The sequence below is a fragment of the Luteolibacter sp. AS25 genome (genome assembly GCF_046736275.1).
Lineage (GTDB): Bacteria > Verrucomicrobiota > Verrucomicrobiia > Verrucomicrobiales > Akkermansiaceae > Luteolibacter.
The window spans coordinates 1,791,505-1,805,551 of record NZ_CP151837.1 but is presented as its reverse complement, the minus strand read 5'-3'; the positions used below and the strand labels follow the sequence as shown (position 1 = coordinate 1,805,551).

Sequence of the window (14,047 nt, the reverse complement as noted above, 5' to 3'; positions counted from 1 at the left end):
GGACATTTAAAAGTTAACCAGAAGTGGTTTTTATGGGAAGTATGAAATTCCATAAAAGTTAACTATCCTAGGTTTTATGGGCTGTGGAGAATACTTACGGAAAATTTGAACCGTCCACGGTTTGACAATCGGGGTATTTTGGAGAGACTCCCCGGATGTATGAAGCAGCAGGCACGATCAAACTGATCAACGATACACAGACTTTCCCGAGTGGTTTCTCAAAGCGCGAATTTGTGGTGACCACGGCCCACGATAAGTATCCGCAGGACCTCAAATTCGAGGTGGTGAAGGATAAGTGCTCAATTCTGGACGACTACAGTGAGGGACAAGAGGTCCAGGTGAACTTCGACATCCGTGGTAACGAATACAACGGCAAATATTTCGTGAATCTTTCTTGCTGGAAGCTTGAGGCTAAGGGGGCTGCGTCTTCCGGTGGAGGTTCCGGCAGCAGCGCGCGACAGTCTCCGGCGGCTTCTTCACCTACGACGGATTCCGAACCGTCCGCTGCGGATCTCCGGAATGAAAATGATTTCGACGACGATATTCCGTTCTAAATCGGTTTGTTTCCCATCTCACTTCCAATGAGTGTATAGAGCTCGATCTGCTTGGCTGAATGCTCGAGTAGATCGGGTGCGAGGGATACTTTTCCCGGCTCGAAAATGGTGATGGTAGAGGAGCCGCCAAAAGCGAAATAGCCTTTCTCGGCTCCTTTCTCCAAAGGTACTCCTGGGGTGTATGTCTGATGAATGGAGCCTACGCAGGTCGCACCGATTTCCATAATAAGAACAGTCCCGAATTCTTTAGTTTCGAGGTGGGTGAGAGTACGCTTATTTGTCCAAAGGTAGGAAAGATTCCTGGCAAGAGCTATTGGCGAAACTGAAAAGAGAGGGCCGGGGATTGCCTTTGTTTCCGATGGGATTCCCGCTGCGGGGAAGTGGAAGCGGTGGTAGTCAACGGGGCAGAGACGCGAGAGAACGAGCGATCCTTTTGCGTATTTCTCAGCCAATGCACTATCTCCAAGTAGAGCGGGTAGGTCAAAGGTCTGACCTTTCACAAAGAATGAGGAAATTCGAGAGATATCAGGAAATCCAAGATGTCGACCATCGGCAGGAAAAACAACGGGGCTATCCGCGATAGGGCGGGCGGTTGGTTTTAGTTTTCGAAAGAAGAACTCGTTGAAGCTCTTGAAGTTTTCCGGCGATTCCGCGAATTCGGAGGGATCGAGTCCGTATTGCTTGATGAATGGTTCGATTTTTTCCGCTGATTCCGGCTTGGACATCTTTTTTCCATACCATTGGGAAAACTGGTGACGTTTGACGAGGGCATGGAGCGAAAGTTTTCCAAGGGGGTTTCCATATACCCATCGCAGAAAGCCTTCACCATAGACTTGTTCTGTGTCCATATTTCCGGTGCCGCGGTTAAAGTATCGGATGCTTTCCATTGCGCGCAGTGAAGCTCCTGAGTGGCTGAAAGTCAAAGTCGGATGGGGTATTTGTCCGATTGAACTTGCGAGTAAGTCTGTCCGCGATTATCTCCCCGAAAATGAAAGGTTTCTGTATCATGACCGCTGGGATTTGCCTGATATTCACGTCCTGTGAAGAGAAACCTGAGCGGATGACGGTGGACGAAACCCGGGAACTTACGACTAAGGATACCGAACCCAAGTTGTTTGCCACCAGTGATGAGCGTTTCCGTGATGCAAAGCCGAGTCCAGTGGAAGGCGAGGCTCCAGAGAGCTGGTTGGTGCTGCCTCCGGCTCAATTCCGCGAGCTGAACTACCGTTTTGGTGAATCTGGCATTTCAGAGGTTTATGTCTCCATACTTGCGGGTGGTGTTCTGGAAAACGTGAATCGCTGGTTGAAACAATTCGGGGAGGATCCACTGGATGACGAAGAATTTACAGCGATGGAAACAGTGCCTATCGCTGGCGCGCGCGGTGTGTGGGTCGAGGCTGAAGGTGAATATGGGGCGGGAATGATGGGCGGAGGCGATTCCAAGCCTGGCTATGGTCTGGCCGGGGTGATTGCAGATGTGGACGGGAAGATCGTCACGATCAAGATGATCGGCCCAAAGGAAGAGGTGAATGGAGAAAAGCAGGCGTTGAAGGCATTCGCGGCGAGTTTGAAGCTGGTGAAATAAATTTAGGATCCCGAGGAGTATACTTTTGATATGGAGAAACGAAACGACGTGCGATCAACCATGAAAAGAAAGTCATGGTGGACGAAGATTTATGATTTCCTTTCCGGATTTCCCCTAGCTACGGCGACATTGCTGTTGCTGTTGGTGCTGACCTGGCTGGCAACGCTGGAACAGATCGATGCCGGCCTGTATCCGACGCTGAACAAATATTTCAGCTGGAGATCATTGTTTTTCATTCCTGAACTCAATGGGAAAAAGCTGCCGGTAATTCTGCCAGGGGGGTATTACGTTTGTGCTGTCCTGTTGGTAAATATGATTCTGGGAGGGATCATCCGGATCCGGAAGGGTTGGAAGCAGGCTGGCAATCTTATTTCTCACTTTGCGATAGTCTTCATGCTGCTGGGAGGAGGGCTTGCCCACCATCTGGAGCAACGCGGCAATATGGCTGTGGGTGAGGGTGAGATGAGCAATACCGCGGAAGACTACTTCGAGTATGTGATCGAGGTGCGTGAGGTCAAAGAGGATCAAGATGATGTGATTCATGTGGTCAGGGGAGAGAACCTTACCGATCTCGAAGGTGGGCGCAGCCGGACGTTTGACTTCAACGGTGTTCCGTTTTCGTTGAAAGTAAGTGGCTATCTCAAGAATGCGGTTCCGGTGAGTTCCTTCGAGCGTGCTCCGAGCTCAAAGGAGCTGATTACGGATAATTATTATCTGATGCAGAAGGACGAGGAGGTGAATGCTGAAACGAACTTGGCTGGGGCGTATGCTCAAATCATTTTCGAAGACGGTGAGAAATCCGCCCCGTTCATCCTGGCCGGAGCGAGTTTCCACCCATTCACGGTTCGTGACGGGGACCGGCTTTTTACGGTAGATATGCGCAAGCGCCTTTGGGTGATGCCGTTTACCGTAGCGTTGGATACTTTTACCGCAGATTTCCATCCGGGCACTTCACGCCCCGCGAAGTTTGTGAGCGATATTCGGAGGGTTGAGAATGGTCAGGAGTCCGCGGTGACAATCCAGATGAACGAGCCGATGAGGTATGAGGGCTTTACCTTTTTCCAAGCGAGCTACGGGCCTCCGGGTGCAGGACCGGGAGACCAGATGTATTCGGTTTTCGAGGTTGTGAAGAACCCGGCGGACAAGTGGCCCGAATACAGTCTATATGTGGTTGCCTTCGGGATGCTTGTCACATTTTTAACAAAACTCGGTGACCATGTTGTCGCCCAATCCAGAAGGAGGAAAAATGCAGCGTAAAGAATCGAAGTGGGGTAGGTGGGTAGTGGCCGTTCTGGCGCTCGGCGCGATGGTCGTGGTGTTTACGAACATGCTCATCGACAATATGCCCAAGGGCGAGGCCCAGAAGGTAGAAGAATACGCGCCCTGGGAGGACGAGACAGTTGATGCCGTGTCCGCGATCGCGGTGCAAGAGGGTGGCAGGATCAAACCATTCTCGACTTTCGCTGGCTTCCAGATGCTCGGGCTACATGGCGCGAGATCGATGAAGGTTCTTGGAAAGGGCGGTGAGACATACAAGGTCAAGCCGACCGAGTGGATGATGGATACGCTTTTCCGGCCTGAGTTGGCCGTGGATTTGCCTACTTTCCGGGTGGATAATTCGGACGTTCTGAAAGCAATCGGAGTGGAGATCAAAGGGCGTCGAGATCGTTACTCTTATACTGAGATTGAGCCCGGGCGTGAGAAGCTAGTAGAGCTCGCACGGTCCTATGAACCGATCGATAAGGATGATCGCGATCCAGTGCAGCAGCAGACGATAGATCTCGCTTACAATGTCCGCACTTATGAGAGTATCCTGAGCTATTTTTCATTTGCCAGATACGGGGTCACGCTGAAAGGGACAGGTACAGACGGCAAACCTGATACGATTGCGAATTTCAGTGCCGTGATGACGACTGCTCCTGAAATTATGGAGAGAGTCGAGCAGACCCAGAACGCCGAGGGTAGAATCGACCCGCAGATACAGGACCTCCTGCAGCAAATTCTGGATGGTGCAAATTTCTCGAAATACGGGTTATTTATACTCCCGCCGAAGGATACGAAAGATGGGACATGGTTGACGGCCGGGAACGCGATCATGCAAACAATGACTCTTGAATCCAAAGATCCAGAAACGGCGATCGAGGATGTGGCTGCGATGGAGGTGATGGTTCGCTCGCTTCAAACCTCGGAGGAGGAATTCCGCAAGCATGTTGATGAGTTTAAGGCGCTTACCGGGAAGCGTGCCGAAGCACGTGGCGAGGGGAAACGAATCGGAATGGAAGTCACATACTTTAAGAAAGACTATTTCCTGAATGCTATCGTGTATTTCCTGATTGGCACGTTGTGCGCGCTGGCGATGTGGGGCTTTGGTTTTAACAAGATCGGGAAATTGTTTTATTGGGCCACGTTTGCCTTCACTGGCTGGGCGACTGTATTGTGTGTGATCGCTATCGTGAAGCGTTGCCTGATCATGGAGCGACCTCCGGTGGGAAATCTCTACGACACTATTATTTTCATCTGCGCAACGGGCGTGATTTTTGCGCTCCTTATAGAATGGATCGCCAGAAAACGTTTTGCGCTAGGATTGGCGCCGATTATTGGGACAGCCTTGTTGATACTTGCGCGGCGTTACGAGGTCGGGGACGCGGGCGATCATCTGGATCCATTGGTAGCGGTTCTTGATTCGAATTTCTGGTTGGCGACACATGTGATCACCATTTCGCTCGGTTATTCCGCGGGACTCCTGGCCGCAATGCTTTCCTGTGGTTACATACTCATGCGCGGGCTGAATCTGGACGGTGGAAACAAGGATCTACGTCGATCCCTTACCAAGGCTGTCTACGGTTCCATCTGCCTTACCGTTTTCCTCTCTCTTGTGGGCACTGTGCTCGGTGGAATTTGGGCGAATTATTCCTGGGGAAGGTTCTGGGGGTGGGATCCAAAAGAGAATGGGGCACTGATGATCGTGCTCTGGACACTAGCCATTCTTCATGCCCGCCTTGGTGGAATTATCAAGGATTGGGGGCTTCATCTTGCGTCTGTGTTTACCGCCTGCGTGGTGGCATTTTCATGGTGGCATGTGAATTTCCTCGGTGTGGGGCTGCACAATTATGGCTTCACAGCCGGAAAGGATACGATCTGGATCTTCTACGGAGTGATGTTGATTTTCCTGCTTTTCGGAGCAGTGGTAATGATGATCGAACAGTCAACGAAGAAGGAAATACGCTCGCCCTCTGACCAGGAAGTGGTGAAGGGGTTGGACGCATAAATTTATCGGCAGATGGATTTGTTCTCTGCAGAACCGGTAGAAAACTTGCTGCCCTACGATGGGGTGGTGAATTACCACGGGGTCATCCTTGAAAACGAGGAAAGCACGGAAGTTTTCGATGATCTGATGTCGAAAATCCCTTGGGAGAATGATGAAACGTCGATGTTCGGAAAGCGTATTGTGATGGCAAGGAAAGTGGCATGGTTTGCTGACCGTGGCCGATCCTACACCTATTCGGGAACGACGAAGGCTGCGCACGAATGGACACCCCGGCTGCGATTACTTAAGGAGAGGTGTGAGGTGCTAACAGGGAGCTCTTTCAATTCGTGTTTAATGAATCTCTATCACATGGGTGGTGAGGGAATGGGCTGGCATAGTGATAATGAGAAATCGATCGTGGCGGGTAGTTCCATTGCGTCTCTGAGTTTCGGTGCCGAGAGGAAATTTTCCTTCAAGCATAAGAAAACAAAAGAAACCGTATCCCTGGTGCTGGAAACCGGCAGTTTGCTGGAGATGAAGGGGAAAACCCAAGAGTGCTGGCTTCACCAGTTACCGAAAACGAAGAAGGTGAGCGCGCCAAGGATCAATCTGACGTTTCGCCAAATGTTGGATATTTAGAACAAAGCTTAGCTTGTGCTTCGTGGGGCGGGGCTATACGACCGCCCATTGCCCGCATCGGCAGGTCTTTCTATCATGATACCATTTATTCTGCTGACATTGCTGGGCCTCACCGTGGGCATCGTTTTTGCATCCTTTTTTGAGTGGACGCTTCACAAGTATGTGATGCACAGGCCGGTAGGGAAATTCCGATACGCGTTCAATGCGCATGCGGTTGTCCATCATCAGGTATTCAAGGCGGATCAAACGTATCACCTCCACGATGAGAAGGATAAAGAGACGATCCCGATGGCTTGGTGGAATGGAGCAGTGCTAACGATGATCGGGGCTATTCCCTTCGCATGTATTTCACTGCTTGTCGGGAACTGGGGATTCACCGTTGGAGGTGTTCTGGCCTTCGCTGCCTATTACTGTTTTTACGAGTATATCCACTGGTGCATGCATTTGCCCAAGGCACGGCGTGTGGAGAAACCCCATTGGTTCAGGAAGCTCAATGGGCACCATCTCCTGCATCACCGCTACATGCACAAAAATTTCAACGTGGTTCTTCCGCTTGCCGATTACCTGCTGGGAACTCTGATTCTCCGAGCTAAGACGACTTTCATGCAGGCCCGCGGACCCGCGGTGCCGGATGTTCAGCCGGAATCGGTGTAGTTTTTTTCTAACAGCCCGGAATGTAGAATGCTAAATGGCTGCCATGTTTCCGCTTAGGCACTCATATGCGTTTGATCCAACCTACGGGTACTCCCTGGAGAATCTTCTCTTGGTTGATGCTCCACAGGCTCCGAGGGGATTTGAGAAATTCTGGGAAGAGCGTTATTCGAAAGCGCTCGAAATCGAGTCCCAACCAGAGATCACGCCGGTAAAGTCCCAACGACGGAGTTGGAAGGTGCATGATCTGTCATTGAATTCGACGGATGGCGTAAAAGTGAAAGGCTGGTGTCTGACACCAGCATCCGGGAAAGTAAAACGCGTGCTGATCTCGTTCCATGGATATGGGGGCCGGGAAGAGCCCGATTTTATGTGGAAGGTAAAGGATACAGCCGTGTTATTTCCCTGTGCACGCGGTCTGGGGAAGAGTCTGCATCCGCCAATATCCTCAAACCCTCTGTGGCATGTTCTACATGATATCCAGGACCGGAAAAACTACATCCACGGTGGGTGTGTGGAGGATATTTGGCTTTCGGTCAGTGCCGCGTTGAAGCTTTTTCCGCAGGCAAATGGTAGGGTGGGCCTAATGGGGACTAGCTTTAGCGGTGGTCTTGGGGCCATGGCGCTGGCCTGGGATCAGCGGATTTCCAGAGCGCATTTTGCTGTGCCTAGCTTTGGAAACCAGCCACTCAGGATGAAGCTTAAGACCACTGGGAGCGGCGCAGCAGTGCAGGCAATGTACAAACGTGAGCCTGCGATGGTCGAAAAGACGCTATCGTTTTATGATGCGGCAATTGCGGCCCAATGGATCAAGCAGCCAGTGAGTTTCGAGTGCGCGATGTTCGATCCGGTAGTGGCCCCGCCCGGGCAATTTGCGGTCTACAATGCAGTGAAATCCCCTAAAAGTTTGTTCGTAAGAAGAGCAGGACACTTCAAATACCCTGAAGAAGAAAGCGAGACACGGCGGGTGATTCGCGATGTGAACAATTGGTTTAGCAAACTGTGATGAACTTCATCCCCCAAAGAAAAACCCCTCTATGAAGCGTGAATACCACAAGTGGTGGAGTGAAAACCTCAATCGCGATATGGAGATGCTTGTCTTTGGCCATGCAGGGGCGAAAGTTTTGGTATTCCCAACCCGGGATGGGCGTTTTTTTGAATACGAGGATCTTCGCCTGACCGAGGTATTGCGGCACAAAATTGAAGCTGGCCAGCTTCAGCTCTACTGTCTGGACGGTATTAGCAACGAGAGTTTCTATTGTTTCTGGGCCCATCCCAGCGGGAGGATCCAGCGGTATCTGGAGTATGAGGCTTATGTTCTGGAGGAGGTGATTCCTTTCGCGGATGAGTTGAATGATCACCCGTGCATAATTTCCCACGGTTGCAGCCTCGGTGGCTACTTCGCTGCCAATATAGTATTTCGCCACCCGAAGCCTTTTTCCAAGCTGGTGGCGTTCTCCGGAAGATATGATCTGACCCTCAAGGTGGAGAGTTTCGATAGTCTCCTCGGGGCGCATTATGATGATGAGGTGTATTTCAATACTCCCACGCATTTCCTTCCGGGTCTGAAGTCCAAGGCGATCTTGAAGGAGTTAAGACGGATCGATATGATCTTTGTGATCGGTAGGCAGGATCCTTTTGTGAAAAACAACGAGCATCTTTCCCGGATACTAACGCAGAAGAAGATCTCCCACCGGCTTCATTACTGGCCGGGTAGGGCTCACCGTGGGCGGTTCTGGCGGGAAATGGCACCTCACTTTGTGTGAACCTACTTGCGGTTGAGAATTCTCATTGCATGGGGCCATCTTAGCCGGATGATATAGGTATGCTGACGAAGAAGGAATTACTGGATCTCCAGTTTGTAGATGCACGGGCGCGCCTGATAGACCTGGCAGCGTTCCTGGACCGGCTGGAGCGCCACGAGGGCGAGGAGGATTCCCGTATGAAATATTTCCGGGCAGCCATTCCCATTCTAATGGAGAAGCGTGTCGATCGTGCGAAACGGGTCTTGGAGACATTTTCCGATAGCTCCGTGGAAATTCCCGAGAAAGCAGAATTCCAGGGAGCCAAGGGTGCTCCCGTTTCCTGATCCAGCTATGCGATATATCGAACCACACGCACACATGGTCAGCCGCACAACGGATGACTACGAGAAACTAGCACTAGCAGGATGCGAGGCGCTCTGTGAACCCGCATTTTGGGCGGGATTTGACCGTTCATCAGCGGATGGTTTTCATGATTATTTCCGCCAGCTCACCGAATATGAGCCGAAACGGGCCGAAAAATTCGGAATCAAACATTTCTGCTGGTTGTGTATCAACCCCAAGGAGGCGGATGATCCGGGCTTTGCTCGGGAGGTAATGAGTCTGATCCCGGAATTCATTACAAAGGAGAATGTCCTGGGCATCGGTGAAATCGGACTTAACAAAAATACCCGCAATGAAATGCGGATCTTCGAGGAACATGTGCAAATCGCGTTGGATCACGATCTTCCGGTGCTGATCCATACACCTCATCTGGAAGATAAGCTGAAGGGTACGAAGCTGATTCTCGATTCGCTGGCATCCTTCTCAGCACTGGATAGGGGAAAAGTAATCATCGATCATGTGGAAGAGCACACTGTATCTCACGTGCTGGATGCAGGCTATTGGGCGGGTATGACTTTATATCCGGAAAGTAAATGCACTCCGAATCGAGCGATCGATATACTCGAAATGTATGGAAATGAACGGATCTGGATGAACTCCGCCTGTGATTGGGGAGTTTCCGATCCTCTGGCTGTGCCGAAGTGCGCCTTGGAAATGAAACGCAGAAAACATTCTCCTGATCTGATACAGAAAGTAATTTTTGAGAATCCGAAGGCGTTTCTCAGCCAGTCACCGAAGTTTTTCGTCTAGAGGCTTTGGTCGAACCATCCCTGATGCTTGTCTTTTATCTGGTGGATAAAGCGGAATGGTCTAGCGCTCTTCCTCCCCGCCATGAGGTAGGGCTTTCCCAGCGCGAGGCGAAGTTTTCCGGAAAGCGATGTGGAGAACTGATCTCCGCCGGGAGCCTGAAGCACGATAGGGTTCCAAAGTGGGCGGCCGTCGATAACCCGGAATCCAGCGTCTTCATACAGCCCGGTGTCCCCACTATATTGGCGACTGCTTGCCACATGGGTAGGGTAGTTCGCCTGAATCATGTAGTAAGGGGCGTGGACGATGAAAATGCCGCCCGGCCTTAAGTGCGCTTTGAGCATTCTTACGAAGGACGGTGGATCCGGGACGTGCTCGAGCACATCAAGGCAGATCATCGCGTCAAAAGTGCCGGAAGGGATAAGATCGGGATTGGTAAGATGCTGGACTTCCGAGTTGTTCCGCTGGAACAGGCGCTTTGCGAATTCAGCACTGTAGCCGGGAACTTCGAAATAAGTAACTTGATGGCCTGCCTGTTTCAGCCGAAGGCACTCAAAGCCCATACCGTCGCCGATGCTGAGAACATTGCTTGAACCTAGTTTTTTGGAGATCCAATCGGAGCACCATCTACCCAAGTCTTGTTTCAACCCGTTCATATTCCAGATCGCTAGTTCATACAGGAATGAATCGGTATTCTGGTAGAAACGTTCCATGGCAGAATTGTAGACATACCGTTTCGCTCCATCTGTTTTGATAGCGTGGTTAAAAGCGGATTTAACGCTGGAACCTATATTTGCCCGCTCGCTCTGGAGCCGCTGGATAACCTGCCTTGTGGGGATACCCGTGACCTCGGAAATCAAGCCCGACATATCTTCGAGAGAATGTAGAGGATCGAAGGAAAGAGTCTGCCTCATGGATTAGGAAAAATCGAAAGTGAGATGGGAAAATCTCAGGCAGAATAATTATTTCAATGGCTCCGGCGGTAGGGATCGAACCTACGACCTAGTGGTTAACAGCCACCCGCTCTGCCGCTGAGCTACACCGGAATTGAAATGAAAGTCACTGGAAGCGACGTGGGCGGAATGTGCCTTTGATTCGGGGTTTCTTGCAAGGGGAAAATTGCTCTAAATTCAATTTTTTCTACAGGTCATTGATGGAACCGAAATCGGGAGAGAAGAGGCGTTTGTAGGTGCGTGCGGCATAGCCATCCGTCATCCCTGCAAGGTAGTCGCAAATCAGTCGCGCACGCGTGGATTCATCTGCGGATTTCTGAATTTCCTCCATTGTATCTGCCGGAAGAAGTTCGAACTTTTGTCCGTCAATGGCTTGGTCTTTTACGTATCGGGTTTCGAGTATTTCCCAGAGTTGCCTAAGCATGCGGGAGCCTTTGTGCTCGAGTTGCTTGAGTTGCGGGGAGAGAAAGACCACCTCATAGGCCAGCGCTTTGAAAATCTCGGACTCGGCACGGACCTCTGGATCTACCACGAGCCTGAATTTATAGCGATTTGTGGTGGCTGAGAGGAAATTGTTATCAAGCTCGAGGCGAGCTGACTGGATATATTTCCCGATACGCTTTCCTACGAATGGATCCACACGGCGTTGTCTGATGGCTAGGATCAGGTCTCCAAGTGGGGTTTTCGGCGAAATGTCGTGGCCTCTCTTTTCCGCCCACGTTTCGATCTTTTCAACATGGAGAAAACCGGCTCGAACGCTATCCGACAGATCGTTGAGCGAGTATGCGGTATCATCTGCCCAGTCCATGATCTGACATTCGATTGATTTGAAGGAATCCCTTACCTTTCCCGGAGTGAGCTCTAGCGGGAAATCCATTCCAGCGAGGGACCAATCAAGAAAGGAGACCTGATTATCGTAGATGAAATGATTTTTTGGGGGTGCCCCGTCGGTGTGGAGTTCTGACCACAGGGTTTTGTATTTTAACACGCCGTCCAGAAATGCACGTGAGGGATCCATACCGGTGCGTTTTGCCGAGAAAATGCGCTGGGTGAGAAGGCGGAGGGTCTGCGCATTACCTTCAAAGCCGCCATGTTCCCGCGTGAGGTGGTTAAGTGTACGCTCGCCCGCGTGCCCGAAGGGTGGATGGCCGAGATCGTGGGATAAACAAATAGCCTCGAGGAGATCTGTATCGATGTGAAATTTATCAGAGAGCAGCGAATCCGGCATGTTTTGCAGCCAGGCGCACACGGATTTCCCGATCTGTGCAACTTCGAGCGAATGGGTGAGGCGGGTGCGGTAGAAATCATATTCGCCGGACCAGAAAACCTGGGTTTTGTTCTGGAGACGGCGGAAAGTCGGGGTGTGTAATACTCGGTCACGATCAATCTGGAACGGTGACCGGTAGTCCCCGGCGTCGGATCTTCCTGAAAGTCGCTCGGTGTCAAAGGCCCCGTAGAATTCGTTCCGCATGGTCGGAGTTTGCGAGCGAGGGTATTACGTGTTCAAGGGTAGAGTGATTTGTTTTCAGGTAATCAGGGAGAAGGAATCAAAACTGATTTAAGATTGTTGATGATGGTCCGTCTTCTGCTATTTCTAGGGTGATGGTAGCGAAACAAGTATTGCGAGCTGCTTCAGGTTGGCTGGAGCTGGGAATGCCGGACGATGCTCTGGATGAGTTGAAGGGTTTACAGGGCAAAGACTCCGAGGATAGACGGGCACTGGAGCTCACGCTTTCCGCGCAGATGGCCAAGGAATCCTGGAAGGATGCATCTGAAACGGCGCTGCAACTGTGTTCCCAGGTAGCCGATGATCCGGATTTTTTTCTAAGTGCCGCGTTTTGTCTCCATGAACTGGGAAAGACTGACAAAGCATTGAAATGCTTGAAGGACGGGCCGCAGGCTCTAGAAGAGTTCGCAGTCTATCATTACAATATGGCCTGTTATCACTGGACGTTGAATGAAAAGGATAGTGCCCGTGAGTTTATCAAAAAAGCGATCGAGCTGGATGAAAGCTTCATTGAGGCGGCACGTGAAGACCGCGATCTGGTAGGCTTGGAAATCTAAAGGTATAAGCTTTAGAGTATTCGCCTTTTGACAACTTGCCCAAATTTTGGGAGTTTAAAGGAATGCAGCCCGTTCAGTTTGAAGAATCCGTCGCATCCATCCTGGGCCGGGAAAGCCGGTATGATGCGCAGGCATACTTTTTTCTGAAAGACTCGCTGGATTTCACTCTCAAGCGTTTTCAAGAACGTGGTGAGGTGCACGGCAGGCATGTCTCCGGTAAGGAACTTGTGGAAGGTTTTCGTGATTTTTCATTGGCACAGTTTGGACCGATGGCAGCCACACTGATGGATGAGTGGGGAGTCAACGAATGCTCTGATGTCGGCAATATGGTATTCCAGATGATTGAGGAGCAAGTTTTTGGAAAACAGGATTCAGATCGACCGGAAGATTTCGATGAGGTTTTCGATTTTAAGAAAAGCCTTCGTGAGCCGTTTCTTCCGAAGCGGAAACAGACTGTTCCACGCGGTTCAATCGCGAGCTGAGGCAGGCAAAGGCGGAGGAATATTCGGTGGTGGAGAAGGCATCCACTTTGGAGCCTTCGGGGTAACATCCGAGTGCCAGGCTAGAAACGCGAGGACGATGACCCCCGCGACAGAGCCGAATCCGCAGCTGACGGCTGCGGCCATGCCGATCACAAATGGTGAAAGACCGAGGATTATGAGTAAAAGCGAGGAAGGCTTTAGCTCAAAAGACATGGTCGCGAGACGCATTCTGGACCGGGCGATCAATAGTCCCATCACGCAATAGCAAGCAACTACGCAAAGAGCGGAGAAGTGATAGAAGAGACTGCAGAGGATCCCGTATTTCGATGTCTTGCCCATGGCGAGCACCATGCCTCCACCTATCATTCCAGCGCCTCCCCCAGTTGCCGCAGCGCAGAGAAATAGAACAAATGTCCCCAATCTAGCTGCAATGTTTCCGAATCCTGATGAAGCGATGGAGCCAGCAGAAAGGATGGCCGCTGCACTGATGACGGTGCCCGCATTCGCAAGTTCCTGGCCCCACTCGATACCGCCGATGAAATAGCGGATGACCACGTAAGGGAGTAATGAGGTAAACGTGAGGACGCTCAATCCCCAGAGCATGAAAAATTTCCCGGTGATAATTTGCCAGCGGGAAAGGGGGGTAAGGAGGAGTAGTTCATGGTTTCCCTCCTCCACCTCCTGCTGCATCAGGAAGAAACCTGCCAGCGGCATGATAATTCCGCAAATTGCCATCGCGACCCACCAAAAAGGCCCGATATACCGGACATCCCATAGCAGGACTGCGGAAGTGCCCGATGATCCGAATTCCGGAAGCTGGAACTCCGCGAAGATCGCAATAGTAGCGAAAATATGAATACAGATGAATGGGTAGACAAAGCTGGAGCGCCGGAGGCTCTGCCGCAGTTCCTTTACCGTCATCGGGCCGAATTTCTCCGGCAGGTCGGTGGTATTCGCGCTTAGTTCCACAGAGAAGAT

The 14,047-nt window shown here is 51.1% G+C and carries 16 protein-coding genes and 1 tRNA gene; 12 read left to right on the top strand and 5 right to left on the bottom strand.

Annotated elements, in window-relative coordinates; all coding sequences use genetic code 11:
- Positions 1 to 155 precede the first annotated feature (155 nt).
- The gene (locus AAGA79_RS08215; RefSeq protein WP_411825313.1) at positions 156 to 554 is read left to right on the top strand and encodes a DUF3127 domain-containing protein; all 399 of its coding nucleotides are present in this window, start codon (positions 156 to 158) and stop codon (positions 552 to 554) included.
- On the opposite strand, the gene AAGA79_RS08210 is transcribed toward AAGA79_RS08215, so the two are convergent.
- Entirely contained in the window at positions 551 to 1,441 is an 891-nt protein-coding gene (locus tag AAGA79_RS08210; RefSeq protein WP_411825312.1) for a phosphatidylserine decarboxylase, read from the bottom strand. The two genes, AAGA79_RS08215 and AAGA79_RS08210, sit on opposite strands and share 4 nt — an antisense overlap.
- A gap of 101 nt (positions 1,442 to 1,542) precedes the next feature.
- Between AAGA79_RS08210 and AAGA79_RS08205 the strand changes: the two genes are divergently transcribed.
- The 9 genes from AAGA79_RS08205 to AAGA79_RS08165 all read left to right on the top strand — a co-directional run bounded on the left by AAGA79_RS08205 (position 1,543) and on the right by AAGA79_RS08165 (position 9,573).
- Entirely contained in the window at positions 1,543 to 2,139 is a 597-nt protein-coding gene (locus tag AAGA79_RS08205; protein ID WP_411825311.1) for a hypothetical protein, read from the top strand.
- 60 nt (positions 2,140 to 2,199) lie between these two features.
- Entirely contained in the window at positions 2,200 to 3,396 is a 1,197-nt protein-coding gene (locus tag AAGA79_RS08200; protein WP_411825310.1) for a cytochrome c biogenesis protein ResB, read from the top strand.
- On the top strand, positions 3,386 to 5,407 hold the full coding sequence (locus tag AAGA79_RS08195; protein ID WP_411825309.1) for a cytochrome c biogenesis protein: 2,022 nt from the start codon (positions 3,386 to 3,388) through the stop codon (positions 5,405 to 5,407). The genes AAGA79_RS08200 and AAGA79_RS08195 overlap by 11 nt, the downstream gene beginning before the upstream one ends.
- A 12-nt stretch (positions 5,408 to 5,419) precedes the next feature.
- Entirely contained in the window at positions 5,420 to 6,025 is a 606-nt protein-coding gene (locus AAGA79_RS08190; RefSeq protein WP_411825308.1) for an alpha-ketoglutarate-dependent dioxygenase AlkB family protein, read from the top strand.
- A gap of 75 nt (positions 6,026 to 6,100) precedes the next feature.
- Complete coding sequence (locus tag AAGA79_RS08185) at positions 6,101 to 6,679, top strand: sterol desaturase family protein (RefSeq protein WP_411825307.1); 579 nt, start codon at positions 6,101 to 6,103, stop codon at positions 6,677 to 6,679.
- 34 nt (positions 6,680 to 6,713) lie between these two features.
- On the top strand, positions 6,714 to 7,682 hold the full coding sequence (locus AAGA79_RS08180) for an acetylxylan esterase (RefSeq protein WP_411825306.1): 969 nt from the start codon (positions 6,714 to 6,716) through the stop codon (positions 7,680 to 7,682).
- Between the two features lie 31 nt (positions 7,683 to 7,713).
- Positions 7,714 to 8,442: an esterase family protein gene (locus tag AAGA79_RS08175; protein WP_411825305.1), complete on the top strand. Its 729-nt coding sequence runs from the start codon at positions 7,714 to 7,716 to the stop codon at positions 8,440 to 8,442.
- A 59-nt stretch (positions 8,443 to 8,501) separates the two neighbouring features.
- Entirely contained in the window at positions 8,502 to 8,765 is a 264-nt protein-coding gene (locus AAGA79_RS08170; protein WP_411825304.1) for a hypothetical protein, read from the top strand.
- A gap of 7 nt (positions 8,766 to 8,772) precedes the next feature.
- Positions 8,773 to 9,573 carry a TatD family hydrolase gene (locus AAGA79_RS08165; protein WP_411825303.1) on the top strand — a complete coding sequence of 267 codons (801 nt, stop codon included), beginning with the start codon at positions 8,773 to 8,775 and terminating at the stop codon, positions 9,571 to 9,573.
- Here AAGA79_RS08165 and AAGA79_RS08160 read toward each other — a convergent pair.
- The 3 genes from AAGA79_RS08160 to dgt all read right to left on the bottom strand — a co-directional run bounded on the left by AAGA79_RS08160 (position 9,570) and on the right by dgt (position 11,994).
- Positions 9,570 to 10,439 (bottom strand): class I SAM-dependent methyltransferase, encoded by an 870-nt coding sequence (locus AAGA79_RS08160; RefSeq protein ID WP_411825302.1) that lies wholly within the window; start codon positions 10,437 to 10,439, stop codon positions 9,570 to 9,572. The two genes, AAGA79_RS08165 and AAGA79_RS08160, sit on opposite strands and share 4 nt — an antisense overlap.
- Positions 10,440 to 10,541: 102 nt before the next feature.
- Positions 10,542 to 10,616 (bottom strand) — tRNA-Asn (locus AAGA79_RS08155).
- 94 nt (positions 10,617 to 10,710) lie between these two features.
- Positions 10,711 to 11,994: a dGTP triphosphohydrolase gene (gene dgt / locus AAGA79_RS08150; RefSeq protein ID WP_411825301.1), complete on the bottom strand. Its 1,284-nt coding sequence runs from the start codon at positions 11,992 to 11,994 to the stop codon at positions 10,711 to 10,713.
- 131 nt (positions 11,995 to 12,125) lie between these two features.
- On the opposite strand from dgt, the gene AAGA79_RS08145 reads away from it, so the two are divergent.
- On the top strand, positions 12,126 to 12,587 hold the full coding sequence (locus AAGA79_RS08145) for a tetratricopeptide repeat protein (protein ID WP_411825300.1): 462 nt from the start codon (positions 12,126 to 12,128) through the stop codon (positions 12,585 to 12,587).
- Between the two features lie 62 nt (positions 12,588 to 12,649).
- Positions 12,650 to 13,069: a Minf_1886 family protein gene (locus AAGA79_RS08140; protein ID WP_411825299.1), complete on the top strand. Its 420-nt coding sequence runs from the start codon at positions 12,650 to 12,652 to the stop codon at positions 13,067 to 13,069.
- On the opposite strand, the gene AAGA79_RS08135 is transcribed toward AAGA79_RS08140, so the two are convergent.
- Positions 13,055 to 14,038 (bottom strand): ABC transporter permease, encoded by a 984-nt coding sequence (locus tag AAGA79_RS08135; protein WP_411825298.1) that lies wholly within the window; start codon positions 14,036 to 14,038, stop codon positions 13,055 to 13,057. The genes AAGA79_RS08140 and AAGA79_RS08135 overlap by 15 nt on opposite strands.
- Positions 14,039 to 14,047 lie beyond the last annotated feature (9 nt).

Bases quoted from the DNA above. Each gene is read 5' to 3' on its own strand.
- AAGA79_RS08215 (WP_411825313.1), top strand. From the start codon at position 156: ATGTATGAAGCAGCAGGCACGATCAAACTGATCAACGATACACAGACT.
- AAGA79_RS08210 (WP_411825312.1), bottom strand. From the start codon at position 1,441: ATGGAAAGCATCCGATACTTTAACCGCGGCACCGGAAATATGGACACA.
- AAGA79_RS08205 (WP_411825311.1), top strand. From the start codon at position 1,543: ATGAAAGGTTTCTGTATCATGACCGCTGGGATTTGCCTGATATTCACG.
- AAGA79_RS08200 (WP_411825310.1), top strand. From the start codon at position 2,200: ATGAAAAGAAAGTCATGGTGGACGAAGATTTATGATTTCCTTTCCGGA.
- AAGA79_RS08195 (WP_411825309.1), top strand. From the start codon at position 3,386: ATGCAGCGTAAAGAATCGAAGTGGGGTAGGTGGGTAGTGGCCGTTCTG.
- AAGA79_RS08190 (WP_411825308.1), top strand. From the start codon at position 5,420: ATGGATTTGTTCTCTGCAGAACCGGTAGAAAACTTGCTGCCCTACGAT.
- AAGA79_RS08185 (WP_411825307.1), top strand. From the start codon at position 6,101: ATGATACCATTTATTCTGCTGACATTGCTGGGCCTCACCGTGGGCATC.
- AAGA79_RS08180 (WP_411825306.1), top strand. From the start codon at position 6,714: ATGGCTGCCATGTTTCCGCTTAGGCACTCATATGCGTTTGATCCAACC.
- AAGA79_RS08175 (WP_411825305.1), top strand. From the start codon at position 7,714: ATGAAGCGTGAATACCACAAGTGGTGGAGTGAAAACCTCAATCGCGAT.
- AAGA79_RS08170 (WP_411825304.1), top strand. From the start codon at position 8,502: ATGCTGACGAAGAAGGAATTACTGGATCTCCAGTTTGTAGATGCACGG.
- AAGA79_RS08165 (WP_411825303.1), top strand. From the start codon at position 8,773: ATGCGATATATCGAACCACACGCACACATGGTCAGCCGCACAACGGAT.
- AAGA79_RS08160 (WP_411825302.1), bottom strand. From the start codon at position 10,439: ATGTCGGGCTTGATTTCCGAGGTCACGGGTATCCCCACAAGGCAGGTT.
- dgt (WP_411825301.1), bottom strand. From the start codon at position 11,994: ATGCGGAACGAATTCTACGGGGCCTTTGACACCGAGCGACTTTCAGGA.
- AAGA79_RS08145 (WP_411825300.1), top strand. From the start codon at position 12,126: ATGGTAGCGAAACAAGTATTGCGAGCTGCTTCAGGTTGGCTGGAGCTG.
- AAGA79_RS08140 (WP_411825299.1), top strand. From the start codon at position 12,650: ATGCAGCCCGTTCAGTTTGAAGAATCCGTCGCATCCATCCTGGGCCGG.